This window comes from Chryseobacterium shigense (assembly GCF_900156575.1).
Taxonomy (GTDB): Bacteria; Bacteroidota; Bacteroidia; order Flavobacteriales; family Weeksellaceae; genus Chryseobacterium; species Chryseobacterium shigense.
The window spans coordinates 1-23,932 of record NZ_FTNY01000011.1; the positions used below are offsets into that span (position 1 = coordinate 1).

General features: G+C 38.1%; 20 protein-coding genes. 7 read left to right on the forward strand and 13 right to left on the reverse strand.

Going from position 1 to position 23,932, the window contains the following annotated elements; genetic code table 11:
- Positions 1-363: 363 nt before the first annotated feature.
- The 11 genes from BW964_RS21820 to BW964_RS21870 form a co-directional block, all read right to left on the reverse strand.
- Complete coding sequence (locus BW964_RS21820; RefSeq protein WP_076510667.1) at positions 364-900, reverse strand: hypothetical protein; 537 nt, start codon at positions 898-900, stop codon at positions 364-366.
- Positions 901-1,425, reverse strand: coding sequence for a hypothetical protein (locus BW964_RS21825; protein WP_076510669.1), 525 nt, complete (start codon positions 1,423-1,425; stop codon positions 901-903).
- Complete coding sequence (locus BW964_RS21830) at positions 1,422-4,178, reverse strand: COG1470 family protein (protein ID WP_076510671.1); 2,757 nt, start codon at positions 4,176-4,178, stop codon at positions 1,422-1,424. Before BW964_RS21830 ends, BW964_RS21825 begins: the two co-directional genes overlap by 4 nt.
- Positions 4,171-4,971, reverse strand: a complete 801-nt coding sequence (locus BW964_RS21835) for a WxL protein host-binding domain-containing protein (RefSeq protein ID WP_076510723.1) — start codon at positions 4,969-4,971, stop codon at positions 4,171-4,173. The genes BW964_RS21830 and BW964_RS21835 overlap by 8 nt, the downstream gene beginning before the upstream one ends.
- A 99-nt stretch (positions 4,972-5,070) precedes the next feature.
- Positions 5,071-5,649 carry a hypothetical protein gene (locus BW964_RS21840; protein WP_076510673.1) on the reverse strand — a complete coding sequence of 193 codons (579 nt, stop codon included), beginning with the start codon at positions 5,647-5,649 and terminating at the stop codon, positions 5,071-5,073.
- A gap of 223 nt (positions 5,650-5,872) precedes the next feature.
- The gene (locus BW964_RS21845; RefSeq protein WP_076510675.1) at positions 5,873-8,215 is read right to left on the reverse strand and encodes a phosphocholine-specific phospholipase C; all 2,343 of its coding nucleotides are present in this window, start codon (positions 8,213-8,215) and stop codon (positions 5,873-5,875) included.
- An 82-nt stretch (positions 8,216-8,297) separates the two neighbouring features.
- Positions 8,298-9,833, reverse strand: a complete 1,536-nt coding sequence (locus BW964_RS21850; protein ID WP_084176132.1) for a SusD/RagB family nutrient-binding outer membrane lipoprotein — start codon at positions 9,831-9,833, stop codon at positions 8,298-8,300.
- A gap of 19 nt (positions 9,834-9,852) precedes the next feature.
- Positions 9,853-12,999, reverse strand: a complete 3,147-nt coding sequence (locus BW964_RS21855) for a SusC/RagA family TonB-linked outer membrane protein (protein ID WP_076510677.1) — start codon at positions 12,997-12,999, stop codon at positions 9,853-9,855.
- A gap of 206 nt (positions 13,000-13,205) precedes the next feature.
- Positions 13,206-14,810: a BamA/TamA family outer membrane protein gene (locus tag BW964_RS21860; RefSeq protein ID WP_076510679.1), complete on the reverse strand. Its 1,605-nt coding sequence runs from the start codon at positions 14,808-14,810 to the stop codon at positions 13,206-13,208.
- A 134-nt stretch (positions 14,811-14,944) separates the two neighbouring features.
- Positions 14,945-15,733, reverse strand: a complete 789-nt coding sequence (locus BW964_RS21865) for an SDR family oxidoreductase (RefSeq protein WP_076510681.1) — start codon at positions 15,731-15,733, stop codon at positions 14,945-14,947.
- Entirely contained in the window at positions 15,734-16,117 is a 384-nt protein-coding gene (locus tag BW964_RS21870) for a helix-turn-helix domain-containing protein (RefSeq protein ID WP_076510683.1), read from the reverse strand.
- Between the two features lie 187 nt (positions 16,118-16,304).
- Here BW964_RS21870 and BW964_RS21875 point away from each other — a divergent pair, with 187 nt between their 5' ends.
- From BW964_RS21875 to BW964_RS21900, 7 genes are all read left to right on the forward strand, one after another.
- Complete coding sequence (locus tag BW964_RS21875; protein ID WP_104669485.1) at positions 16,305-17,615, forward strand: hypothetical protein; 1,311 nt, start codon at positions 16,305-16,307, stop codon at positions 17,613-17,615.
- Between the two features lie 15 nt (positions 17,616-17,630).
- Positions 17,631-18,197, forward strand: coding sequence for a DUF6705 family protein (locus tag BW964_RS21880; protein WP_076510687.1), 567 nt, complete (start codon positions 17,631-17,633; stop codon positions 18,195-18,197).
- Positions 18,198-18,199: 2 nt separating this feature from the next.
- Entirely contained in the window at positions 18,200-18,568 is a 369-nt protein-coding gene (locus tag BW964_RS21885; RefSeq protein WP_076510689.1) for a hypothetical protein, read from the forward strand.
- 243 nt (positions 18,569-18,811) lie between these two features.
- A complete protein-coding gene (locus BW964_RS21890) occupies positions 18,812-19,279 on the forward strand; it encodes a hypothetical protein (RefSeq protein WP_228432147.1) in 468 nt (155 codons plus the stop codon).
- 23 nt (positions 19,280-19,302) lie between these two features.
- A complete protein-coding gene (locus BW964_RS21895; protein WP_228432149.1) occupies positions 19,303-20,331 on the forward strand; it encodes a RagB/SusD family nutrient uptake outer membrane protein in 1,029 nt (342 codons plus the stop codon).
- Positions 20,332-20,350: 19 nt separating this feature from the next.
- A complete protein-coding gene (locus BW964_RS22785) occupies positions 20,351-20,629 on the forward strand; it encodes a RagB/SusD family nutrient uptake outer membrane protein (RefSeq protein ID WP_228432152.1) in 279 nt (92 codons plus the stop codon).
- Between the two features lie 173 nt (positions 20,630-20,802).
- Positions 20,803-22,635, forward strand: coding sequence for an alkaline phosphatase (locus BW964_RS21900; protein WP_076510691.1), 1,833 nt, complete (start codon positions 20,803-20,805; stop codon positions 22,633-22,635).
- Between the two features lie 101 nt (positions 22,636-22,736).
- Here BW964_RS21900 and BW964_RS21905 read toward each other — a convergent pair whose 3' ends face one another.
- Complete coding sequence (locus BW964_RS21905; protein ID WP_076510693.1) at positions 22,737-23,411, reverse strand: hypothetical protein; 675 nt, start codon at positions 23,409-23,411, stop codon at positions 22,737-22,739.
- 15 nt (positions 23,412-23,426) lie between these two features.
- A complete protein-coding gene (locus BW964_RS21910; RefSeq protein ID WP_076510695.1) occupies positions 23,427-23,912 on the reverse strand; it encodes a hypothetical protein in 486 nt (161 codons plus the stop codon).
- Positions 23,913-23,932: the final 20 nt, after the last annotated feature.

Sequence of the window (23,932 nt, forward strand, 5' to 3'; positions counted from 1 at the left end):
CCCACCAGCGCCGATGGTACTGCGAAAGCGGGAGAGTAGGCCGCCGCCAGTTTTTATTTAAAAGTCTCATACAGTTTTGTATGAGACTTTTTTTTGTGATATACTTTAAAGGAGATGAAAGATTAAGAGATAAGAGATAAGAGGCAAGGAGACAAGAGTGACGTACACACAGCCACAAATCATTCTTCATTTATCATTTATCTTTTATCTTTGATAAGCAATAAGCAATAAGCAATAAGCATTAGTTACCTGTCCATCATCTATCTATCTACGATCTCATACAGACATGTGTGGGAATTTTTTGTTTCATGGTCATGATGATACGAGTAAAAAAGGCAGTCCCGGTTGATGACTCAATTACTATTAATTACTTACTGTAAATACTATTCTGCTGTTATACGTTGCAGCTGGAATTGTAACAGAAACTCCGCTTACCTGATATTGTATATTAATTCCAGTGTATGATGTAACCGATAATATCGTTGATATTCTGAAAAGTTCAACAGCCGTTAGCGGGACCGTAATATAGGCGGTTCCTCCGGATATACTACATCCTACACATAAGGTAGAGCCGTTGCTGGTTCGTTTGGCTGATAAAACCAGAGCACTGTTCCACGTCGGATTTGCCTCATAGTGTACATATACTTTTACACTTCCAAGTAGTGCCGGTAGACCCACATTAATACTAGCCTGGTTAGTGGGGCTTGCATAAATCCCGTCATAATTATTTCCTGCTTCTGTAATAGCCGGGATACTGGCATTCCAGTTGGTAACCGGGACAGTTACAGTTTGGGCTTTACTCTGAAAGCTGAAGATCAACAAAATAATAAGACAGATATACTGTAAAGAATATCTTTTATATTGAATAATAAAGTCAGTAGGTTGGGTTTCTTTTTTCATTTATTCGGTAATAGTGTAGGTGATAACGACAGGTGAGTTCGTTCGTGCTGAAAGATTTGCATAAGTGTTCACAACAATACTGATTGTCAGTCTGTGACCATTATTAGCTCCGTTTCCGGTAAATGCCCCACCAATACCTGTGATGATATTTGTAGCTGTTGTAGACAGCGTAACTTGTCCGGATGATGTCCCTAATGTTCCACCACCAGCTCCTGAAGCGGCAGCAGCTTGTACTCTTATGCTGACACCGGGAATAGACTGATTGATAGAAGCTGTAATTCTTCTTGTAAGACCTCCCGAGGCAATGGCTGAAGTATAGTTGATCCATTTTGAAGTGTTGGCCGCAGGAGCAGTTAAAGCCTGTCCCGCTTCAGTAGGAGCTGTGAAATTTAATGTAAAAGTGCCTGCAGGTTCTATATCCATTAATGTCACAATAGGGAGTGTCACGGCGATAGTGCTCTGTGATGATGCCGCACAGGGTATCAGACAAAAGATGATCCATAGTATATATTCTTTCAGTTTCATTTTTTCTTTTTTGCTTCGTTGTATCCAACTTTTATCATTTCCTCCTGATATTTGATTTCACTTTGTTGCTTTACAATGTGAATGGCTATAGTCTGAATTTCTGATGTTTTAAGATTGCATTGAAAAGAATCCACTGCTATCTTGTACCGTTTGTCAAGGCCATTTCTATAAAGCTTAACCTTCCATTCTCCCGGACGTAGATAGGTGAAATCAAAATTTTCACCTATGAAGACTATTTTACGATAGGTCTGTTCTCCATTTGAAGCTTCTATGATGATACTTTGTCTTTTATTTTTTTCATTCTTAGGTTGATACTGAACAAAATGATATCGGTCTTTATCTTCTTTGTCAGAAAGCTGGATATTTCCTTTGATCGTAGCTGCTGTCGTTAATCCGAAATTGAAGATATTCTCTTTATTGGCTAGGTGTAAAGACGCCGGAAAGGAAATATTTGTAATATCATTAATATCAGCTGTTGACCGGTCTATCTCAAGAAAATATTCTCCGGGAACAATATTTCTGAACTGATAATTCCCTTCTTTATCTGTAATAGATAAATGATTACCCAGCATCAACTTGATTCCTTCTGTCTTTTTTACACCGAGATTACTGATGTTTCCGGATAAGGAAGTATACTCTGCCGTTTTTTGTACGGGCATATTAAGTCGAAGTGTATAGCGCAGAGAAAATATAAAATCTTTATTCCCAAGCTCACCCCGCTGCAACGAGTATCTACCAGACAGATCCAGTTCACTCCCTGGAAATAACTGCTGATGAAAGAGAACCTCGAACAAATTCCGGTCTCGGAAATATTCTTCAGGCATATAATTATTCTGATAAAAGACACTTAAGCTGGTCTTGTCTGAAAATCTGCTGAAAATTCTTGCTCCATAATACACCTGCTTCTCATTCTGCATTTGGTATCTTGAAGTAATAGCATAGCTTGCATAAATATTAAAAGAGGTCTTGAACTTTTCAAAAGATATATTGGTCGTATAGAAACTGGAATTTCCATTGAATCCGCTCAGGTAATTATTTGTTTTTCCAAATTGTCCCTGCAGGTTCACCTGAAACTTTCCGATTTGCTGATCGACACTGACTTTAAAGTACTGCTCATAATAATCAAATTGTTTCGGTTCCAGACGGTCCTGGTACTTTTGAAAGCCATTATATACGGTGATTAAGCCATTAGAAGTATATTTATATTGTATTCCATACTGTAGAAATCTTCTGTACGGAGCAGCATAGAACAAAGTATCCCGCTGGAAATTCTTTGCATCCTGAGTGTAATTCCCAAATACATTCAGTTTACTGGATATCTTATATTGAATGCTTCCATTAAATGTGCCGGTATTGGTAAAATACCCCGCAAATTTTGGACTAGCCCTCATATATATTAAATTTCCGCTCAATCTTTCAAAATTGGCCTGAGCCTGGGCCAGATAAGCAGTTCCATCCGTATTTACCGTTTTACTGTAGGCTGCCTCTCCCGAGAGAACAATGTTTTTTGAGATTTTGAATTTTCCCGCAGTATAGGGAAGGTGAGCTTCAGAATCTAATCTGATATTTCCAAAGTTCATTTCTCCCTTTCTGGGAATTTTATAGAGATATCCTGCCGTTATTTCAGATTCTTTACGGATCCTAAAGGTTGAATAGACATTCCATTCATCTTTAATATCCCGGAAAAAACGGGGATGGTTGTAAAACCCGCCTATGCTTATTTTTTTGAAATCATAACGAACTTCCGCTCCACGACCGTATCTTGCAAATTCCGTTAAGTAGGAGGCCGAATATGTTTTATCTCCCAAATGGACAAAAAAATGGTCTCTTTTATAATTAATAAAATATTCTTCGTACTGAGTAAAAGAATTGAATTCTACGGGATTGGCAGACACCGCATGAAACTCAATCTGGTTTTTATTCTCCTTGTCCAAAGTTCCTTTCCCATATACTTCTCCCTGAAATCCATCCTGATAGATTCCCATATTCTGCATTCCAATAAAGGATATTGAAGCTGAAACCGGAAGCCTGTGATAAATATCGTCTTCCACAGGTTTTATCGATATAACTTTTGTACTTATATACGCGGTCTGATTCTCTTTCGGATTATCGGGTGAATAAACAGAGAGATTAAGATTTTGAAATTCATTTTGTCCCAGTTCAGCATTCGTAACTTTATAGATATCTACGACCTTTGATTCGTTAGGCCCTAATGTGATAGAAGCATCATGATCTACAACTGCATTCTTACTTTCTAAAATCAGTTTTTCCGTAATGTTTCCGCCGTTTTTTAATAGAAAGGAAGCTCGGATCGTTTCACCTGCTCTGACAAATTCCGGTGAATTTAATGAAGTAAGACTCAGCTTTCTGTTTCCGGAGATCGTAATTTTTAAAGTTTTAATAAAATGAGCTCCTCCATGCCGGTCTGTTCCATAAAGGGTGACCGAATATAAACCCTGGGCTGCTTCCGTGGCAATCCGGATCGGGACAATATAAACTGTTTTTTCGTTTGCAGCGATCTTAAATTCTTCTTTTCCTAAAATAGGTTTTAGAAATGGACTTGACGCCGTAACGGTACAATCATATATTTTATCTTCAGCTGACGGATTTTCTAATGAAAAAGAAATAGAAGTAGACATTCCCGGCATCAGACTATCTTTTTTACTGGCCAATTGACTTGACTGCTGTTGTGAAAAAATAAGTACCGGGAATAGTGATAATAGGACGATATATAAAATCCAAGTTTTAATCATTCTTTACTTCTAACTCCACATTGAGCGCAAAAGCATTCTCGTCTTCGTCGGTCGCTATAATGACAGCCTTATATTGAGCCGGTGGTACTTTGCTGATATCAATATGAAATGATTTGGAGGTTTGTGGCAGAAGTCCCATGGCAATGCTCGTATAACTTCCGAGACGTTCTCCGGTTTTTCTGTTGTAAATTTCAATGGATGCCGTTGGTTTACAATACAGATTACCGTTGTTGGAAATGGCGATTTTTGCTATTTGTTTTCCCTCTTCTTTTTCAATTTTTACACTTTCAAATTTAAGATCCGGTTTTGCCTGGTCCGTTTCATAATCTGTAATCACCTGTATGACATAGCGAACTACCGAGGTTATATTCACACCCGCTTTATCGTCACTAGGTTTAATATCTTCAACGGGTTCAACAATGATCACACTCCAATAACTTCCTGGATTTATAGATTGATCAGGAACTTTGATTTCATAGAAAACCTCAGTTTTTTCTTTTCCTTTCAAAGTAATCAGGCTCGTATTCAGTTTGATCCAATCGCCATTTGTTCTATTATTGGTGCGAATTGAAGTATAGCTTATAGAACCATCTGCCTGATAGGCGAAATCCTGTAAAAATATTTTTACACTCTGAGGCTTGCTACCTGTATTTTCAATCGCAATTTTTCCTTTATACACCTTTCCGTTTTCTACTTTATAGTTATGCGTAAGACCGTTGAGGACGACGATACCAGCCTGTAAAAAACTAAACTGCAGCATTAGAAACATCAAAAGGAGAATGCGCTTTATCATAATCATGTAAAGTTTGGAATTAAATCATGAGCAATATGAAATCCGGAAGAAACTGACGTGCGGTTTCTTCTTGTCTTATTTTAAAAACCAAGATCTGGACTAGTTGTCTGAAATGGTGTACGTAACAGTAGCGACAGTGGTAGCCGTTGCCTGTAAATCTGCATACACCGCGACTCCTCCAGGTCCGCTTCCTGCTGCCAGTGCATAGGTAAGATTGTGTCCGTTATTGGCACCGTTTCCGGTATAAGCACTTCCGATTCCTGAAATAATGGTTTGGTCCGCAGCGCTTAAAGTGATCTGCGCAGCCGGCGTTCCTAATGTTCCACCACCACTGCCAGTTGCAGCAGCAGCTGTTACATGGATATCAACTCCCGGAATAAGAGCATTGACCTTAACGGATACATTACGGGTGGGATCCGCAACAGATTTGATGGAAGAATAATTCAGCCATAATGTATTGTTGGAAGTACTTGCTGTAACCGGATTACCAGCTTCCGTAGGGGCAGTAAATCCTAATGTAATGTTTTTTGTTGCGGCAGGTTCAATATCTACCAATGCAACTTCTGGAATAGAAATAGTGACTGTGTGATTATCAGTATTTGTGTCTTGTGCGTGTAAGCTACCGGAAAATGCTGCAGCCATAAAGCATACTGCTAGGCTAAGGTTTAATTTTTTCATGATGTTTTGTTAATTAGTTAAGTGAATTTAATGAAAAATAGCAAAACATGAAAATAAAATTACACAATTTAATTATTGTTGTTTATTTCTTTATAGTATTCCATTATTTATGTGAATTTTTATATGTGAATTGTGTAAAATTACAATAATGACGTAAAGTTATGCTCAAAATAAAAGCCCTACATTTTTCGTGTAAGGCTTTGTTTTTCTGTTGTTTATCCGGTTATGCCCAGTGAGGATCTGAAATAGAGATTTTTCCGGTTTCTACCCTTCCTGCAAAGTGCCGGATATGATTGTCAAATTGTATTTTTAAATCATACCAGCCTTTATTTTTGCTTAGATCAACTATTATTTTGTCTCCCTTTTGAGGCAACGAAAAGGTCTTTTTACTTTTTTCGTACAGATTTTCCACAATGATGGAGGTCGGTTTTTTTGGGTTTTTGAAAATCAGTTCTGCTTCATTTTTTGAAGCATTGTGAAATAGCAATACCTCTATTCCGGAAGTCTCGGGACCTGAAAATTTTCTAAAGAAACCATTGGGTCCGAAAACTTCAAGATCATATTTACCGGGATTAACGGCATGTGAAAGTTCCTGCTGTGAATATAACGCATATGAAAAATGATAATGACTATTGTTCAATTGCATTCTGTCATAAATTAAGAGAGGAACAGCTCTTTTCTTTAAATTCGTCATTGTAATCTTTCCATTTTCCAGATTGACATGGAAATGATAGGGAAGTGCATGGGAAGGTTTGGTTCCCCTTTCCTGAATTTCGAGGAGGCTGTTGCTGATTTCATTTTCTGCATACCATTTCAAATTGGGAACAGGCTTACTTTTGGCCGCGTTAATAGTTTTCGCATACTCTTTCTGATCAAGGTAATCCATTTGGGGAGCCTTTGTGTTGGAATCATTAAAAGCTGAAGTCAGATCTCCACAGATTGCTCTTCTCCAGTCACTGATATTGTCAACGGTAACGTCTTTCTTATATTTTTTCTGAATAAATTTCTCTAAAAACTGCAGGACGGAGGTATGATCCGAAACTTCAGAATTGACGAATCCTCCTTTAGTCCATGGTGATGCAATGATCATCGGAACCCGGTATCCCAAACCTACGGTTCCTTCTATTCTTTCATGATCTTTTAAGGGAAGCAGAGACATGTATTCCTGGGAGCGATCCACATATTCTACCCCTTCTTTACCGTTCAGATCAACCGGCTGGCTGGGGTTAACCGGCGGTGCAAATGGAAGAACATGGTCAAAATAACCGTCATTCTCATCATAATTGATAATGAAAATAGTTTTTTTCCAGGTTTCAGGATCTTTGGTCAGAATATTCAGAACCTCAGAAATATACCAGGCGCCATACCATGGAGATCCCGGGTGATCAGAAAAATGTTCAGGGGCCACGAGCCAGGAAACCAGCGGAAGCTTTTTTTCTTCCACATCTTTGCGGAACTGAAACAGGACATCTCCTTTCGGGACAACCAGTTTTTCTCCATTTTCATCTTTTCCGATTTCCAGATTCCAATAGTTGGGATCAATGGTATTGGTGGTAAAGGCTTTTTCATGGAGATTTTTCTCCAGCTGTGAAAGGGATGCGTAGTTTTCCGGAGCGTATCTGATCTGATCTTCTTCCAGTTCGGTGATCAATGCTTCAAACCTTTTCTTCTGATCCGGTTTTTTCCCGATCTCGTCTTTTAGATAAGCAATGATTTTAGGAATATTTTCATGATACCCCTTCGAAAATTTCACATTGAATTTCGAGAACCATTCAATAGGATTATCCGTGAAATTACTCAGCCATGCTTCCTGTTCACCGGACATTCCCTTGGGAAGACTGATTTCATTCTGATAGATCTTCCAGGAAACATTCTGTTCCTCTAAAATTTCAGGAAAAGTTTTCCAGTGAGCTTGTCTGGCTTTGTCATAATCAATATTTTCATTATAGACATTCGCTTTTACCTTACCGTTCTGCTGCTCTCTAAGGGTTCCGGACCAATGGAAAAGTCTGTTGGGAGTTGTTCCTGTCAGTGATGAGCAGAAATACTGGTCAAATATTGTAAATGCATCCGCAAGCTGATAATAGAAAGGAAGGTCTTCCCGGTTGTAATAGCCTAAGGTAAGCGGAATATTTTTATAATCTTTATTTCCGGAAGCTTTAAACTGAAGCCACTGGTCATATTTTCCTTTATTGAATGCTTTTTGCTGATCTGACCATGAGTGGGGCAGAGAGCTCATCCACGTAGATTTTGTATTTCTGAGATCCAGTCTGGCAGGGGAAGCATATTTTCCGGAATCATCTTTCTGAAAGAAAACAGAATGCCCGTCCTGTTTCACGAAAGCCCTTTTGTCTAAAAATCCCCTTACGCCTTTTAAAGCTCCGAAAGCATGATCAAAAGAACGGTTTTCCTGCATCAGGATCACTACATGTTCTGCATCATAAAAGGTAGAAAGAGCGGCAGGCTCTATAGCCAGTGCTTTTAAAATAGCTGGATGAAGAACGCTTGAAGTTCCCAGTCCCGCCATTAAAAGGCTTGATTTTTCTAAAAATTCTCTTCTGTTCATGTTCAATCAAAATAAGAAATAAACCGCAAGTTAATTGGATTTTTCCTGCGGTTTATCTGTTTTTATATAAATATTTAGATTCCTACTGAAGCCACCACGGTTTAGAATTGATATTATCGTTTCCTCCGTACTGGGTAGCCAGTGCAGCTTTCAGATTCGTGCTGTTATAATTGTATTCAGCCTGTGGATATCTGAACCTGAATGGCGCAGCAACTCCCTCTTTAAGTGGGTATTTTGGGAATCCTGTTCTCAGATAATCATAATAAGAGGTCCATTGGCTCTGGTGAAACATGGTCATGTATTTTTGAGTCATGATTTTTTCCAAGCGGGTTTCAGGAAGATCGGAATCATTGTAAATGACCGATGGAGAGGCCAGATACAGATTCACATTAAATCCTGAAAAATATTGTCCCGGATTTTTTACATACGTCTGATAAAAACTGAAACTGGATTTAATTGCATTATCATAATGGGATTTTGCTGATCCTGAAATCCATCCTCTGGAGGCAGCTTCCGCTAAAATAAATTCAAGTTCCGAATAGCTTAGGACAGAAGACGGTTCATTGGTTGCATCTTTATAGAAACGATCATTTACTTTGGAAATATTTTTTGCCGTGATCAGAGCAGCGTTGTCAGAATAAGACGAGTTGGGATCCCCCCCGTTGTATCCTGTAAAATCTGTAAGCGGTTTTCCTGCTTCTTTCGCGGCTGTTGTCTGGGCTGCAAAAGTGAAAAGACGTGGATCTTGTCTTGCTTTAAATAAATTGATAAAGTAGTCGGCCATGTATAAACTTGATCCGTATCCACTGTTGTTGAACATGGTGTACCTGCTGTCTGCGGCATCGGCAAATTTAAGTTCGCCATTATCGGAAATAGAAGTCATTAAAGCCTGGTTTCCTGCAATAGAAGCAAATTCAGTGGCTACATTATAGCTTCCCAATGTTGCTTTTTTAGACATGGTGATTAGAATTTTCAGACGGAAAGAATTGATCAGCTTTTTCCATTTTGAAGCATCACCGTTATACACAATGTCGCCCTCAATCTTATCATTGGTATTGATCAGGTCATTGGCTTCTTTTAATTCTGATAAAATTCCGGCCATTACGGTCTCCTGACTGTCGTATTTGGGCTGGGTAATTCCAGACTCGCCTTTTACCGCTTCCGTGTAAGGAATGCTTCCAAATTTTAAACTTAAATTAAAGAAATAATAGGCTCTGTAAAATTTTCCTATGGCAGCATAATTTTTATTGTTGATCTTCTCGGCTTCCTGCATCATTTTTCCCGTATTCAGAAGCCCGGTGGTGTAGACCTCGAAAGAAGCATCATTCCATTTCATATACTGATATACATTTTCTCCGTCTGTTCCAATCATCATTCTGGAAGCATACATGTTTTCACCATTGACCTGAAAGGCATTTTTTGAAACATAAGTCAAAAGAACTTTTGGATCTACACTTGCTTGATCATTGGGGTTTTCGTTGATCTTGTCGAGATCGGATTCACATGAAGCCAGCATCATCAGGCCTGCAAAAGCAGCTGATTTTATACTGAATCCTCTGAGCCATTGGGTCGTTTTACCTTTTTGCGATTTCGCTATGCAATTGATATTGTTTTTCATTGTTCAGGATACTTATTAATTAAAATTTAAGATTAAATCCGACTCCGATCCATCTGCTGGAAGGGTCCTGGATGTCATTCACGTCTTTTGTGCCGATCTGGTAATCAGGATCAGAATACAGGTTTTTCGACTTTTTCCACATGGCCAGATTATAAGCAGAAATATTGGCCGTGAAATTTTTAATCATTCCTTTTGGATTCAGGAGATAAGAGAAGTCGTATTCCAGAACTACAGATCTCAGTTTGATAAAAGTTCTGTCGAAAACATTCGCAAATACCTCACTCTCATCTTCCGTTACTCTTGCCTGATAAGGATAATTTTGTGCCCAGTCCTGAAAGCTGATCGGTTTTGTGTGCGGAGTGTACATTCCTGTAGTCGCATTGTAATTCACACCATCCGGCACAAAATAATAGGTTCCCGGATTTGCGTATTCAAGATCTCTGTAAGCTGTTGAGTTGGGATGTTTTCCGCCCCACCACATTTTTTCTACCACCTGAGACCTCATCACGCCTCCGATACTTCCGTCAATTCCGATATTCAGGGTAAACTTTTTATATTTGAACGTGTTGTTGAAGCCGAAAGTCCAGTCCGGATTAAAATGGCCCAGATTACTTGGAGCATCGGCTCTTGTCGGCATTCCTGTTTTGGCATCCAGAATTACTTTTCCGTCCGGTGATTTTTTCCAGGTATAATCGTAGAAACTGTCCATTCTTTCACCGAGCTTGATATTGTTGTAGTTCGGCATATGATCATAGATTGAGGTCAGTTTCTGTTCGTAAGTACTCCAGTTAATTAAAGATCTCCATGTAAAATCAGCTGTTTTTACCGGAACCAGTCCTAAAGAGATTTCCAGTCCTTTCGTTGTATATTCATTCCCGTTCACATATTGAGAAGTAAAGCCTGATGATGGTGCTGCGGGGAATTCCAGGATATTATTATAATCTAATGTTCTGAAGTACGTCACATCCAGTGTTAGCCTGTTCTTGAATAATCCCGCACTTAGTCCCAGTTCATAAGAATTGGTCTGTTCCGGTTTCAGGGAGTTTTCAATATTAAGGATCGTAGGATAATTGAACATTGGGTTTCCGTTGAAAGTAGCTCCCTTATTGTTCATGTAATAATTCCGGGTTGAATACGGTTTGAAATCATAAGCTACTTTAGCCCAGGAAGCGGAAAGTTTTAACAGGTTGATCGCTTCCGGCATTTTTACTAAATTTGAAATCACAGCACTTACTGATGCAGAAGGGTAGAAGTAAGACCTGTTGGCTTTCGGAAGTGTGGAAGACCAGTCATTACGTCCGGATACATTGATGAAGAACGCATCATACAAACCGATATCAATCGTGGAGTAGGCACTGTAGATCAGTTTTTCTTTTAGATAATCATAATATTTTACAGCGCCTGTAGAATTTTCTAATGTATACAGCTCAGGGATCTTCAAACCATCCGTTGATGCGTTATCGATATTGTTTTTATAATAAAATGTCGAACCTCCGGCATTGATGGTAAAGTCAAAATTGTCAGAAATTTTTTTCTTGTAGGTAGCCAGCACATCAGAGTTCAGGTTCCAGGTTTTGGAATCATTCAGAAGGTAGCCCCCGCTTCTTGGAGCACTGTAATTGAAGTATGAATAGGGACTTAATATTTCCTGCTTATTGTGATTTTCAACCATGGAGATTTTACCTTTTACAGAGAAATCTTCGGTTGCTTTATATTCAAGACCGGTTTGTGCATTGATCACATTGGTTCTGTTCTTATTTTTATAATATTCAGACCCGAACCATGGATTGTTGTACCATGCATAATTCCAGTTCGCTTGTGCAACTCCTTCTTTACCGGGAACCCACATATGATTCTTAAGATCCCTTCCGTCTACATCCGCTCCCATCCAGATCAGGATGGTGTACATATGACCGCTTGGGTTGTAGTCGTAGTTAGGAATATTGGGAGTAAAAGTTTGATTGAAATTAAATTTGGTATCGAAAGTCAGTTTTTCTCCCAAATGGTTCTCAGAAGAGAAATTGACACCATAGCGCTGGAGGTAAGAACCGGGAACTCTGTCATCATAGTTCATGAAATTTCCAGAAAGTCTGTAGACATCTTTATTGTTTTTATAGCTTACGGCAAAACTATTATTATTGATTACCGCAGGCTTTAAAAAGGTATCTAAATTATCATGATACCTCCAGTCGATCGGAACCCTTTCATATCTTGACTTATCATTATACTGAGTTCCTGATACCGCACCGTACCACGGAATCACCTGTCCTGTCATCTTATCCCTGATCGGGCTGTTCCATTGAGCCACTTTAAGTCCGGGAACAAATTTTGGTCCCCAGATCATATCCCCATCGTTCACACCGCCATCCGCTCCATCCCAGAATTCATACTTTCCGTGTGATCCGTTTCCGTATTCCGTCTGGGTTTTGGGAAGGTTGGTAAATCCAGTGGTCACCATAGTATTTTGTGAAAATTCTACAGAGAATCCATTCTTTTTAGCACTTTTTGTGGTGATCAGGACAGCGCCGTATCTTCCCAGGGAACCATAAAGAGCGGAAGCCGTAGCGCCTTTAAGAACATTGATGTTGGCAATATTGTTAGGATCAAGATTCTGGAAAACTTCTTTCTCTACGATCACGCCATCAATGACGAAGACGAGGTTTGAATTTCCTCTCAGCGTAAATTGCGGAGCCTGCTGCATTCCTGTAGGATTGGAAACATTCAGTCCGGCCACCTGCCCTGAAAATAAATTTCCGATGCTTGGAGTCGTGATGGTTTCAAATTGCTTCGTCCCCACTTCCTGGGTAGAATACCCTATTTTCTCTTTCTTTTTCGCGATTCCCAAAGCTGTAATCACGACACCTTCGATCTGCTTCTCACTGGCTTTTGTTAAGACAACAGAATATTGCCTTTTGGAAGAAACTTCCACTGTGTATGTGGAAAAATCAGGCGCATAAAACTCAAGAATGTCTTTAGGGTTGGCTGAGATCGTAAAATTACCGCTGTCATCAGTCACCGTAGTTTTTCCGGTATTTTTGTCGGTAATGCTTACTCCAGATACGCTGGAGCCGTTTTCGGATTTTACATTTCCGGAAATGTTCATTTCTTGGGCAGTAAGATAAAGGGGGAGTAAAAAAACAGCAAAAGTAGCTAAAGTCTTCTTCATTTTTTTTGAGGACAAATTTAGCGGTGTACTGTTACCTGAATTTTAATGTGGTATTAAAAGAAAAATACGATTTTAATATTTTTTAACAGAAATATTTAACATTATAATAAAGCTAAAAACGAGGAGACATTCTAATATTCCCTTTTATTATACTATCTGTTGTTTCGAAGAAGAAGTGGAAAAAAAGGAATGAATAATAGGGTCCGTTAGAATCTACTCAGGATACCCCAGTGAATTTTGATGTCATTAAATTTAAACGGGTTTCCAAACTCATTACCATTCGAAAGCTGGAAACTCATCAACCCAATCGGGATAAAGAAATTAAAACCGAGCCCTACACTGTAAAGCTTAGGCTTGACATTTAAAGACTTATTGTTAAGCTGGCCGTATTGACCAAAGAAATCAAAGAAAGCTTGATTTCCAATGAGATAACGGTATTCTAAACCTGCGTAATAATAAAAATCAGCGGCAAGAGATTTCTCATTAAAACCCCGCATGGAATTCCAGCCTCCGAACCTGTACAATTCATTGGCCGAGAATTCAATTTTTGAATCCATCATCGCGCCTTCCCCTTTAATGTTGAGGAAATGATTTCCGGAAATATGATAATTATGCTCCCCAAAGAAATAGAACTGGTTTTGGGTTGCTTTAATATTGTCTTTGGTGTAGGTTGTTGTCAGGTAATCGTACCCTGCGTTGATTCTTGTTTTGTACAGGAAAAGATCAATATCGGTAGGCTCTGTCATTTCAAACCAGATCCCGAGTCCTTTTTTATTATAATCTTTCCCCTGAACATAAAGCGTATCGATGATACTGGAGGACTCAAGGGTTCCTCTGAGCCCGATCTTGTTTCTGTTATTAATATGATAGTAGAACGCCGGAAGGAATTTTACATTGGCAAAAGTGGAATCCTGTCTGAAAATATTGACCTTCAGGTTCATGCCGACGTTGGATTTAAGCAGGTACGGAATATCAGTCTGGAGATCAAAAGTCTGCCCTTTGTCCGGGTTTCTCTGCCAGTACAAATTAACGGTCTCAAAACCATTGAACATATTTCTGAAATTCACATTCAGAGTTCCGTTCAGGGTGAATTTTTCCGTTTTATCATTCCCGAAACCAATCACCCCATCAAAAGTATTCGTTTTTTTCTTTTCCATAAACAGGTAAATGCTTGTGGAATCTTTGGTGAACAAGGTTTGCGGAGGCCTTTCCAAAGTGACAAAAGCGTGGCTCTGGAAATTTTTACTGATGGCTAAAAGATTCTTATCATCATAGTTTTTTCCTTTGAACTCCTTTTCAAGATTTTTCATAAACCTTTTCGGAACCCTTTCGTAACCTTTGACGACAAAGCCGTCAATCGTCCGCTTGTCATTTTTATTGATATCCAGTTCTATCACGGGATAACCGTTTTTCTGGCCTTTATATTTAGATTTAAGACGACTGAACGAGTAGCCGTCATCAATATACCTTTTGTTGATACTTTTCTTCGTTGAATCCAGATTTTTAGTATAAAAATCTTTCTGAATCTTTAGTTTCTGTGAGATAGAATCAGATAGTTCTACGTAGGTTTCATTAAAATTCTTTCCTTTATCGTAGAAAATTTCCGTACTGTCGCCTTTTATTTTGACATCCTTGAGTCTGGTGAAGAAATAATTGCTTTGGGACAGAGAGTCTAAAAATTTTACTGCTGAAACAGAGTCTTTTACTTTTTTTCGGACATTCGTTTCGGTATCGATGAGCCAATACTGTTTCTTCTGCGCTTGTACAAAAACGCAGAACAGGATAAAAAATATTTTTAGAAATAATTTCAATGCTTAATTTATTTAAACCACTAACAGATCTTGTAAGTTCATTCCTATTTTAAACGAAATAAAAGCTCCCTTAACCCCTCACTAAGTTTTAATGGTTTAAACCTAGATTAAATAATTTTTTTAAATAACTGAATTTAGTCCAGTTTATTATATTTCTTCATCAAATTCTCGTACGTTCCCTGAGGGAGGATCCATTTCAACGGAACTCCGATCTTCTGCCCGAATTTACCAAAATAATAATGGGCTTTCCATTTTTTCTTATTCAAAAGATTTTCAACGTAAGTAGCGACCTCAAGAGGTTCTGTTCCGTCACCGACATGAGAATTCATCAAAGCATAAACCTTGTCGAATACCTTTTTGTAAGGTGCGGAAACCTGTGTCTTTACCCGGTTTTCTGCAATATTGGTTTTAATATCACCAAGGTGTAGCGAGCAGACCTCAATATTCCACGGATATACTTCATACCTCATCGCTTCCGTTACTTTGTCCAGAGCAGATTTTGATGCAGAGTAAAAACCACGGAAAGGAAGTCCCATTTCGCTGCCGATACTTGAAATATTGATGATCTTTCCGAATTTATTTTCCCGCATTTTCGGCAGAACGGCGGTCATCATCTGAACAGAACCTACAAGATTCAGGTTGAACAGTTTTAAAATATCTTCTTTTGTGGAATCTTCCACGGCACCTACCATTCCCATTCCGGCATTGTTGATCAGAACATCAATCCTTGATTCTGTTTTTAAGACTTCAGCGATGGCATTCTTAACAGCACCGTTGTCGGTAACATCCGTCGGGATAGACCTGAAATATTGGCTTTCCGTATGTTTTCGGCTTAAACCATATACTTTATGGCCGTTCTTTCCAAAATATTCAGCCAGTACAAAACCTATTCCTGATGAGGTTCCAGTGATGATAATCGTCATTTAGTCTCTGTATTTCTTTAGTTCGGCTTCCAGCTGCTTTACCCTGTCTTTCAGTTCACTAATGCGATCTTCATAGAGTTCTACTACTTTTTCGGAAAGTTGATTGATGGTAATATTGGTATCATTATTTGTATTATTTTGAATTACAGAATCACTATCTTGATTATTTTGAATTAATTGATCTGAATTTAAAAGTAATTCTTCAGGTTTTACATCTAAATTTTCGCATAATTTATTGATGTGATTTATCCAAGAATTGGTTTCGCCGCTTTCTATCCTGCTGTAGGCAGAACGGGAGATCTGGAGTTTTTCTGCCATTTCTTCCTGCGAAAAGCCTTTGTTTTCCCGTAGTCTTCGTATTTTATTTCCTATCTGCGTGTTCATAGTAAATGGTATTTTCAGCAAATGTAAAAAAAGAAAAACGAACTCTGTGCTTTTTGATGTCCGAAAATAGGACAGGGATTCCCGAAAACAGGTCAATGGGATATATGATTATTTATTAGTTTTGTCATAATTCTCCATGAGGTGAGAATTATTTTATATATTTAACAACTAAAAAACAAAAATGATTATGAGAAAAAAAATTATGCTATGGCTATCGATGATGGTAGTTCTGGGTTTTTTGCTTCATTCCTGCGTCCATGATGATGTGATTTCATCCTCTGATCCTCCTCTGATTTATTCTAAGGAATACACCAGTAAAAGTCTGTGGAAAGAAGATGAAACCTACATAAAAAATGTAATGAAGGTCTATCATGAAAATGAAGCTCAAATCAAAAAAGTAAATGGAATACCTCTATGGGATTATGCTATGACCATGGGCTATACTGATGAAAGCTTTTTAGTAGTTCCTGTTGCCAACGGAAAAGACATTGTTGCGTGCATAGAAGTTCCTAGATATGGTGATCAGATAACATTTGTCTACGATAATAATATGGATCATCTCAAGTTCTTCCAGGGATATACCACAGCCCCAAAAAGAAAAGAGGTACAACAAACCAGAGAACAAAGCTCTATGGCGGGAAGATTAAAATTGTGTTCTGTTACTGTGGTAGAAATGTGGTATCCTGATAATGAAAATGAACCCAATGGTTCTGGTCATTGGGAGGTAACGGGATATATTACTAAATGTGATGAAATGCAAGGCGGAGATGGACCTTCAAATCCTAATCCTGAAGGACCTACGTATCCGTATCCCGGAGGAGGTGGAGGTACTCAACCGCAAAATCAAAATCCCTGTGAGAAACTGAAAACCCAGAATGCCAATCCTCAGTTTACAGGCAAAATAGATGATCTGAAAAGTAAATTAACTTTAAAGAAAGAAACGGGCTATGTGGAAAAAACCAACGGCAGTTTCGATTATAAAGATAATGCAACTGCCACAGAAACTGCCAATTCTTTAAGCTTAGGAACCCCTACAGCGGATATGAAAGGCTACCTGCATACCCATCCCAATGATTTTGAAATAGAGTATCCTGATGGAACAATAGAATATAGAAAAGGCTTTAAAATATTTTCTCCGGCGGATGTTATTTATTTTAACCAGATGGTGGCTCTTGCCAACCAAAATGGCATACCCTTAGGTGATATCTATGCAGTGATGGTTTCAGGAACAGGGACTTACCAGATACGCTTTACAGGAAATGTAAACCAGATAAAAACGGTATATACCAATACAAAGTTTGAATACAATGAAATGTATAAAACATACTTCTCAGATAATAAGCAAAATTCCGATGAATTAAATTTTCTTAAATTCATGGATGAGCATATGTATGTAAAAGGAGTAAGTTTGGTAAAAATGAATGACAGTGGTACATTTACCACCAAAACATTAAATAGTGATAAAAGCGGATTGGCAGAATCCGACTGCCCACAATAATTTAAAAATAATAAAATGAAAAATACAATTATCTATATACTATTGTTTCTAACAACAATAGTTTCCTGCAAAGCACAACTCATTTCTCTAGATCAATTATCACAATGTGAAAGTGGAAATTGTCCAAATTATACATTCATAAAAGATACAAATAACCGATTAAATAAATTTGTGGGAATTTGGAAAGGTACATATTTAGATGGTAGAACTTATGAATTCCATTTTGCAAAAAAAAATGATTTTATCTTATATGGTGGGAAACCTAGAGATATGATTATAGGTCGGATTTTGATAAAAGCAAATAACGGAACCGAATTAGAAAATACAATAAGTTCAACAAACGGACAAACTCACTTTAATGGTTTTGAATTTGATAAAAATTTGATAAAATATCAAATGTACTATTCCGGCAATGCAGAATGTAATGACAAAGGACATGTTTATATCTCTTTTCCAGATCCAAATAATCTCAACCAGATGAGGTTAGTTTTTATTCAGGATATGGATATTATTGCAAGCTGTCCTGATGGATATAAAACCGTAATCCCTGATGCAAAAATATTATTATTGACCAAGCAGTAAAAATGAGAAAAATAATTTTCGCACTTTTTATTTTAATAAGTAATTTTCTTTTATCTCAAAATCTATCTTCAAATATTGTTAAATATTATGAATTTAGTCTTTGTAATTCTCCACTTACAATAATTCTGCAGGAAAAGAAAAAGAATAAATATTCTGGTATTATTTATGCTTATCTAGAAAAAAAGAAAAAAAGAAGCTACAAAAAGATTAAAAAGAAAATAAAAATATCTTTTGAACAGGCTGAAAAAATTATTCTTGAATTGGAAAAAGCTAAAATAGACTTTATAAGTGAAAATTATGAGGATTATAGCCTGGTTTATTTGGATGGAGATTATCTTTCTGTTAAATTGCTGAAATACAATAAAATATAAGAATATTCTTTTGATGAAATTTACCCATTAAGTTCTAAAAAAATAGAGAAAACACCTTTAAGATGTAAGGTTCAAAGTTGGTTAACAATTATAGATAATGAAATAAATTTGAAAGAACAACTTTTTAGAGTTAAAAATAAGCTGAGAAAAGGGACATACTGTTATGATAGTGGAATTAGCATACTATGTTTTAAGAAAAAATAAGCAGTCCCTCCGAAATTTTCGGAGGGACTTTCCTATAATATGACCTGGAAAAATTTCGACCTGAATGTATTCTTCCAGGGAGTTTACGGGAATAAGAGTTTCAACGGGATGAAGTTTGTTTCATTGAATCCTGGTGGAACCGGGCAGAATTATAATATGGACCGGGATATCCTGAATGCCTGGACTCCGCAAAATACCAATATCAATATTCCAAGACTTGTCCATGGTGATCCAAGTGGGAATTATTCTAAAGTATCAGATTTCTACGTTGAGGACAGATCTTACCTTAAACTTAAAAACCTGACCATTGGCTATTCATTACCGAAAGACATTTACAGCAGGATCAATGTGAACAGGCTGAGGATTTATGTGACCACCAACAACCTGTTTACCATTACAAAATATACCGGTTTTGATCCTGAAGTTGGAATGGATACCTACGGAGTGGACACCGGAAGATATCCACAGTCACGCTCATTTATTTTCGGAATAGAAGTGGGGTTATAATTTTAAACATAAAAAAGAATAAGATGAAATTTTTCAATACAATAATTTTAGTGTCAGGAATATCCGTCCTTCTTTGGTCTTGTACCAATGAGCTGGATGTTCAGCCCGAAGGAACGCCGACAGAAGCCAGTTTCTGCAAAACTGAAAATGATCTGGTAACCGGTGCTAATGCGATGTATAAACCTCTTTTTGATGGAGAATTTTACGGAAGAGGATTTTTCTGGTTCATCAATGCCAGTGATGATATGGTAACCGGAAGGGCGAAAAGTGAAGCCGATAATGCTAAAAATTTCAGCAGTAATTATATTGCGGCAGGTGATCTCGAAACCCAATGGAATAAAAGGTTTAATCTGATTGGTGTTGCCAACCGTGTGATCCGTAATGTGGATAATATTCAGGCTTCGGCAGCTGTTAAAAACAAATATCTTGGAGAAGCTTTGTTTATGAGCAGCAGAATGTATTTCGAGCTAGCTTATAACTATGGTAATGAAAATTACAATTATATCGTGAACGATCTGAAGAAAGCTGCTGAATTACTTCCTTCTCAGGAAGAACTTTCTCCTAAAGATTATGGTAGACCCCATAAAGCTGCTGCTTGGGCGCTTCTGGCAAAGGTCTACCTTTTTATGGGAGACTGGAAGAACGCTGCATTCTGGGCTAATGAAGTCATGACCAAGGGAAACAGAAAACTGCTCGGGAACTTTTCAGATGTTTTTAAATCAGAGAATAATTACAGCTCAGAATACATCTGGTCCATTCCGGGTACACCTAAATTTACCTCTTGGGGAAGTATTCTTCCCGGCGTGATGCTTGAAAACAAAGGATGGGGAGAATATAACGGCTGGGGATATTTCCAACCGACAAAAGAATTATACGACGAATATGAAGCAGGAGACCAGAGAAGAAGTGCAACCATTTTGAAACTGGGAGATTCGTTCACTTTTAACGGAAAAACAAGAACGTATGCTTCTACGAATTCACTTACGGGTTACCTTATCAGTTTAATAAATACATGGATGCTTTCAAATATACGCTCAACAGTGGCCATGTAAGTGCGAATGGCGATTATCCGTGTACAGATCTGGCCGTTCCGATTATGCGTATTCAGAAGTGATCCTGATTAAAGCAGAAGCTTTGCTCATGCAGTGTCAGAATGCTGATGTGGAAATTAATCTGATCAGAGTCCGTGCAGGATTGATACCAAAAACCGGATGTACACTGGCTGACCTGAAGCATGAAAGACGTTGTGAGCTGGCAGGCGAGTGGGCAGACCGACACCGAGACCTTGTCCGTTGGGGAGATGCTAAAAGTACCTATGCAAAAGCACTTCATGGTATCAATGGTAACTAAGTCTGGGCTCCGAGAAACTTCAACCCTGCAATACACAATGTATGGGCAGTTCCGCAGGTTGAAATTGTCAACAGTCACGGCGTGATTAAGCAAAATGAAGGGTGGTAAAATAGTAATATAGATACATGCTGTATCACCGTGTAAGCCGTGCAGTGATACGGTTTTTTAATAGTATGATGAAATTATCAAAAAAAATAGCCGTTGCACTGGCTTTGGGTCTGTTTGTTCAAAATCAGGCACAAAATTATCTCAGGTACACTGTAGGAAATGCCCATTCCCATAATGATTATCTTCAGGGAATTCCTTTCTGGCAGGCCTATTATGAAAACTTTGGTTCCATTGAAGCGGATGTTTTTTTAGTAAAAGGAAAGTTGTGCGTAGCCCACACAGAAAAGGAGTTGTTACCAGACCGAACACTTGAAAACCTTTATCTTGATCCTATATCGAGACAGATCAAAATCAATAAAGGAAATATATATTCCGATCCCAATAAAAAACTACAGCTGCTTATCGATATCAAACAGGATTATAAAACGTCTCTCAGCGCACTGGTAAGTACTTTGAAGAAATATTCTGAAATTACCGGTTGCCCGGGCATTAAAATTGTGATCACCGGAGGGCGACCTCAGCCGGGTGATTTTAAGAATTATCCAAATTATCTCTTTTTTGATGGAGACTCTGATACGAATTATACCACCGATCAGCTGAAAAGAATAGGATTATTCAGTGCAGACTTTCAGGATCTGGTCAAATGGAACGGAAAAGGCATTCCAAGGGATGAAGAAACGGAAAAGATCAGGAGTGTTGTGGAAAAGGTGCATGCTCAAAAGAGGCCGATCCGCTTTTACGGAGCTCCGGATTTTACCAATGCCTGGGTGAATTTAATGGATCTTGATGTGGATTATATCAATACCGATCATATTTCTGATCTTAAAAAGTTCATCAATGCCATTCCTAAGAATTTTTATAAGAATTCCAGGGCGTATGAGGTGTACAAACCAACCTATAAAACAGATAAAGCCAGTAAGAAGGTTAAAAATATTATTCTCCTGATTCCTGACGGAACTTCACTCCCTCAGTATTATGCTGCTTTTACAGCGAACAAAGGCAATCTGAATGTTTTTAATATGAAATCTACGGGGATGTCCAAAACCAATTCTTCCAATGCCTACATTACAGATTCCGCGCCGGGATCTACGGCATTTGCTGCAGGGGTTAAAACTAAAAATACATTTGTCGGGGTAGATGATACAGGAAAAGCTCTGGCTCAGATTCCTGATATCATTGCGGCGAAAGGGATGGTTTCAGGATTAATTTCCACGGGAGATGTTACGGATGCCACACCTGCGGATTTCTATGCTCATTCAGACAACAGAAACAATTCGGAGTCCATCCTCAAAGATTTCGTCAATTCTAAAACTAAAATTTTAATTGGAGGACCTACGAACGGGTTGAGCGGGAAAAATATACAAATGATCAAAGATGCTAAGATCGGTTTCTGTCAGGATCTGAAATCAGCCAGTACAATAAGCGGCCGGAAGTTGGTGATCGATCCTCTGGCCTCACAGGGAATCCGTAACGGAAGGGAAAACTGGCTGGCTGAGGCTTTTGATCTTACCTTAAATGATTTGAAAGAAAATAAGAAAGGATTCTTTATGATGGTGGAAGCTTCTCAGACCGACGGAGGAGGACATCATAATAATCTGGAGCAGCTGATCACTGAATTGCTGGATTTTGATCATGTGGTAGGAAAAGCGATGAGGTTTGCAGATGAAAATAAAGAAACTTTGGTCATCGTTGTCGGAGATCATGAAACCGGAGGATTGACGCTTTTGGATGGAAGCCTTAAAGAAGGTTGGGTTCTGGGAAATTTCAGTACGAATGATCACACCTCAATTCCATCCAGTGTATTTGCTTACGGGCCCAATTCCCAGAAGTTCACCGGACTGTTTGAAAATACGGAGATCTTTAATAAGATATTGGAAGCTTATGGTATCCGCCGGTAAAAGACGTTTATAAATTGTGGATAACTATGTGGATAAGTAGGTGAGTAAAAATAAATAGAAATGGACAGAATAAAATATTCTGCCCATTATGTTGTTGATTATCAGTAATAAATATCCTTTTTTAAACCAGGGATTTTAAATTTGTTTTCCCCAATCCTGAAATTGTTCATTTTGATCAGAGTCTTAAACGGATGTAGCAATTCCTTGTGAATATCTTCTGGGATTACTTTTTCCTCCTCATCACAGGACGAATATTCTTCATCTACAATTACTTTCCCTGTTGAAAAGTTGATCTCGTTCAGAATATTGAAATCGCAGGTATCTTCAAATCTGTCATGGGAACCGATGAGGTAAAAATCACCGTTCTGAAATCTGAAAGTATGTTTGTAAGTCTGTGTATGCCTCGAATTTGTATTGAATATTTGCGTAATAGAAAGACTGTTATTTTTGACGGATATTTCAGGAGGAGCATTATCCTCCGAATAAAAGCCCATTCCGCTGGAAAAAAGAACCGTATTGTTTTCCTTCCATATCTTCAGTTTTCCGTCTCTATTTTTTAAGATAAAAAATGATCTCAGGAAATCATCACGATCGTCAAGATTTGTTTTTTTATCTGTATTGAAAATGAGTATCGTTTCATCTTTTCCGTCTTTGTCCAGATCGCCTTTAGCTTCAGCTATTTTTTGATAGCCTTTCGGAACAGAGAAATCTTTCAGGTTTTGAGCGTGCCAACCTGCGATGAAAAGTGAAGTGGTAAGACAGAGAAGCTTTTTCATTGAACGGCATTAAAACTATAACCCAAAATCTTCTTTCTTGACCTCTGTGTCTTCCAGATGGCACATGCAGCCTTTAATCGTTTTATAAACGCCTGAGATTTCAGTTTCTTTACCTTTACTGTCAGTGACTGTGATGCCTGTAGAAAACGATTCATTTTCTGCATCATAGGTTCTGAACAATTGATACTTGTAATTATTCTTTGAAAATGACAAATAGTTGAGGTCCATACCTGCATTCTGCTTTCCGCCTCCTCTGTGGTAAGAATTGTAGGTAAACTGTTTCCAGCTGTCCTTCGTCCTTGAATTGGGAAACTCCATTTCTACATGGTCTTTGCTTCCAAATCGATACTGAATATAACCATTCTTTTTATCTTTCACCAAAGACATTTTCTTCCCGTTTTTTGTATCAAACGAAAAAATAGTTTCCTCATTAGGTAAAAGATATTGCGCTGAAAAAGCCAGCGGGATCATTAAAGCAAAAAACAGAAAAGAATTTCTCATAAGACCGGTATATTTCAAAT

Bases quoted from the DNA above. Each gene is read 5' to 3' on its own strand.
- BW964_RS21820 (WP_076510667.1), bottom strand. From the start codon at position 900: ATGAAAAAAGAAACCCAACCTACTGACTTTATTATTCAATATAAAAGA.
- BW964_RS21825 (WP_076510669.1), bottom strand. From the start codon at position 1,425: ATGAAACTGAAAGAATATATACTATGGATCATCTTTTGTCTGATACCC.
- BW964_RS21830 (WP_076510671.1), bottom strand. From the start codon at position 4,178: ATGATTAAAACTTGGATTTTATATATCGTCCTATTATCACTATTCCCG.
- BW964_RS21835 (WP_076510723.1), bottom strand. From the start codon at position 4,971: ATGATAAAGCGCATTCTCCTTTTGATGTTTCTAATGCTGCAGTTTAGT.
- BW964_RS21840 (WP_076510673.1), bottom strand. From the start codon at position 5,649: ATGAAAAAATTAAACCTTAGCCTAGCAGTATGCTTTATGGCTGCAGCA.
- BW964_RS21845 (WP_076510675.1), bottom strand. From the start codon at position 8,215: ATGAACAGAAGAGAATTTTTAGAAAAATCAAGCCTTTTAATGGCGGGA.
- BW964_RS21850 (WP_084176132.1), bottom strand. From the start codon at position 9,833: ATGAAAAACAATATCAATTGCATAGCGAAATCGCAAAAAGGTAAAACG.
- BW964_RS21855 (WP_076510677.1), bottom strand. From the start codon at position 12,999: ATGAAGAAGACTTTAGCTACTTTTGCTGTTTTTTTACTCCCCCTTTAT.
- BW964_RS21865 (WP_076510681.1), bottom strand. From the start codon at position 15,733: ATGACGATTATCATCACTGGAACCTCATCAGGAATAGGTTTTGTACTG.
- BW964_RS21870 (WP_076510683.1), bottom strand. From the start codon at position 16,117: ATGAACACGCAGATAGGAAATAAAATACGAAGACTACGGGAAAACAAA.
- BW964_RS21875 (WP_104669485.1), top strand. From the start codon at position 16,305: ATGAGAAAAAAAATTATGCTATGGCTATCGATGATGGTAGTTCTGGGT.
- BW964_RS21880 (WP_076510687.1), top strand. From the start codon at position 17,631: ATGAAAAATACAATTATCTATATACTATTGTTTCTAACAACAATAGTT.
- BW964_RS21885 (WP_076510689.1), top strand. From the start codon at position 18,200: ATGAGAAAAATAATTTTCGCACTTTTTATTTTAATAAGTAATTTTCTT.
- BW964_RS21890 (WP_228432147.1), top strand. From the start codon at position 18,812: ATGACCTGGAAAAATTTCGACCTGAATGTATTCTTCCAGGGAGTTTAC.
- BW964_RS21895 (WP_228432149.1), top strand. From the start codon at position 19,303: ATGAAATTTTTCAATACAATAATTTTAGTGTCAGGAATATCCGTCCTT.
- BW964_RS21900 (WP_076510691.1), top strand. From the start codon at position 20,803: ATGATGAAATTATCAAAAAAAATAGCCGTTGCACTGGCTTTGGGTCTG.
- BW964_RS21905 (WP_076510693.1), bottom strand. From the start codon at position 23,411: ATGAAAAAGCTTCTCTGTCTTACCACTTCACTTTTCATCGCAGGTTGG.
- BW964_RS21910 (WP_076510695.1), bottom strand. From the start codon at position 23,912: ATGAGAAATTCTTTTCTGTTTTTTGCTTTAATGATCCCGCTGGCTTTT.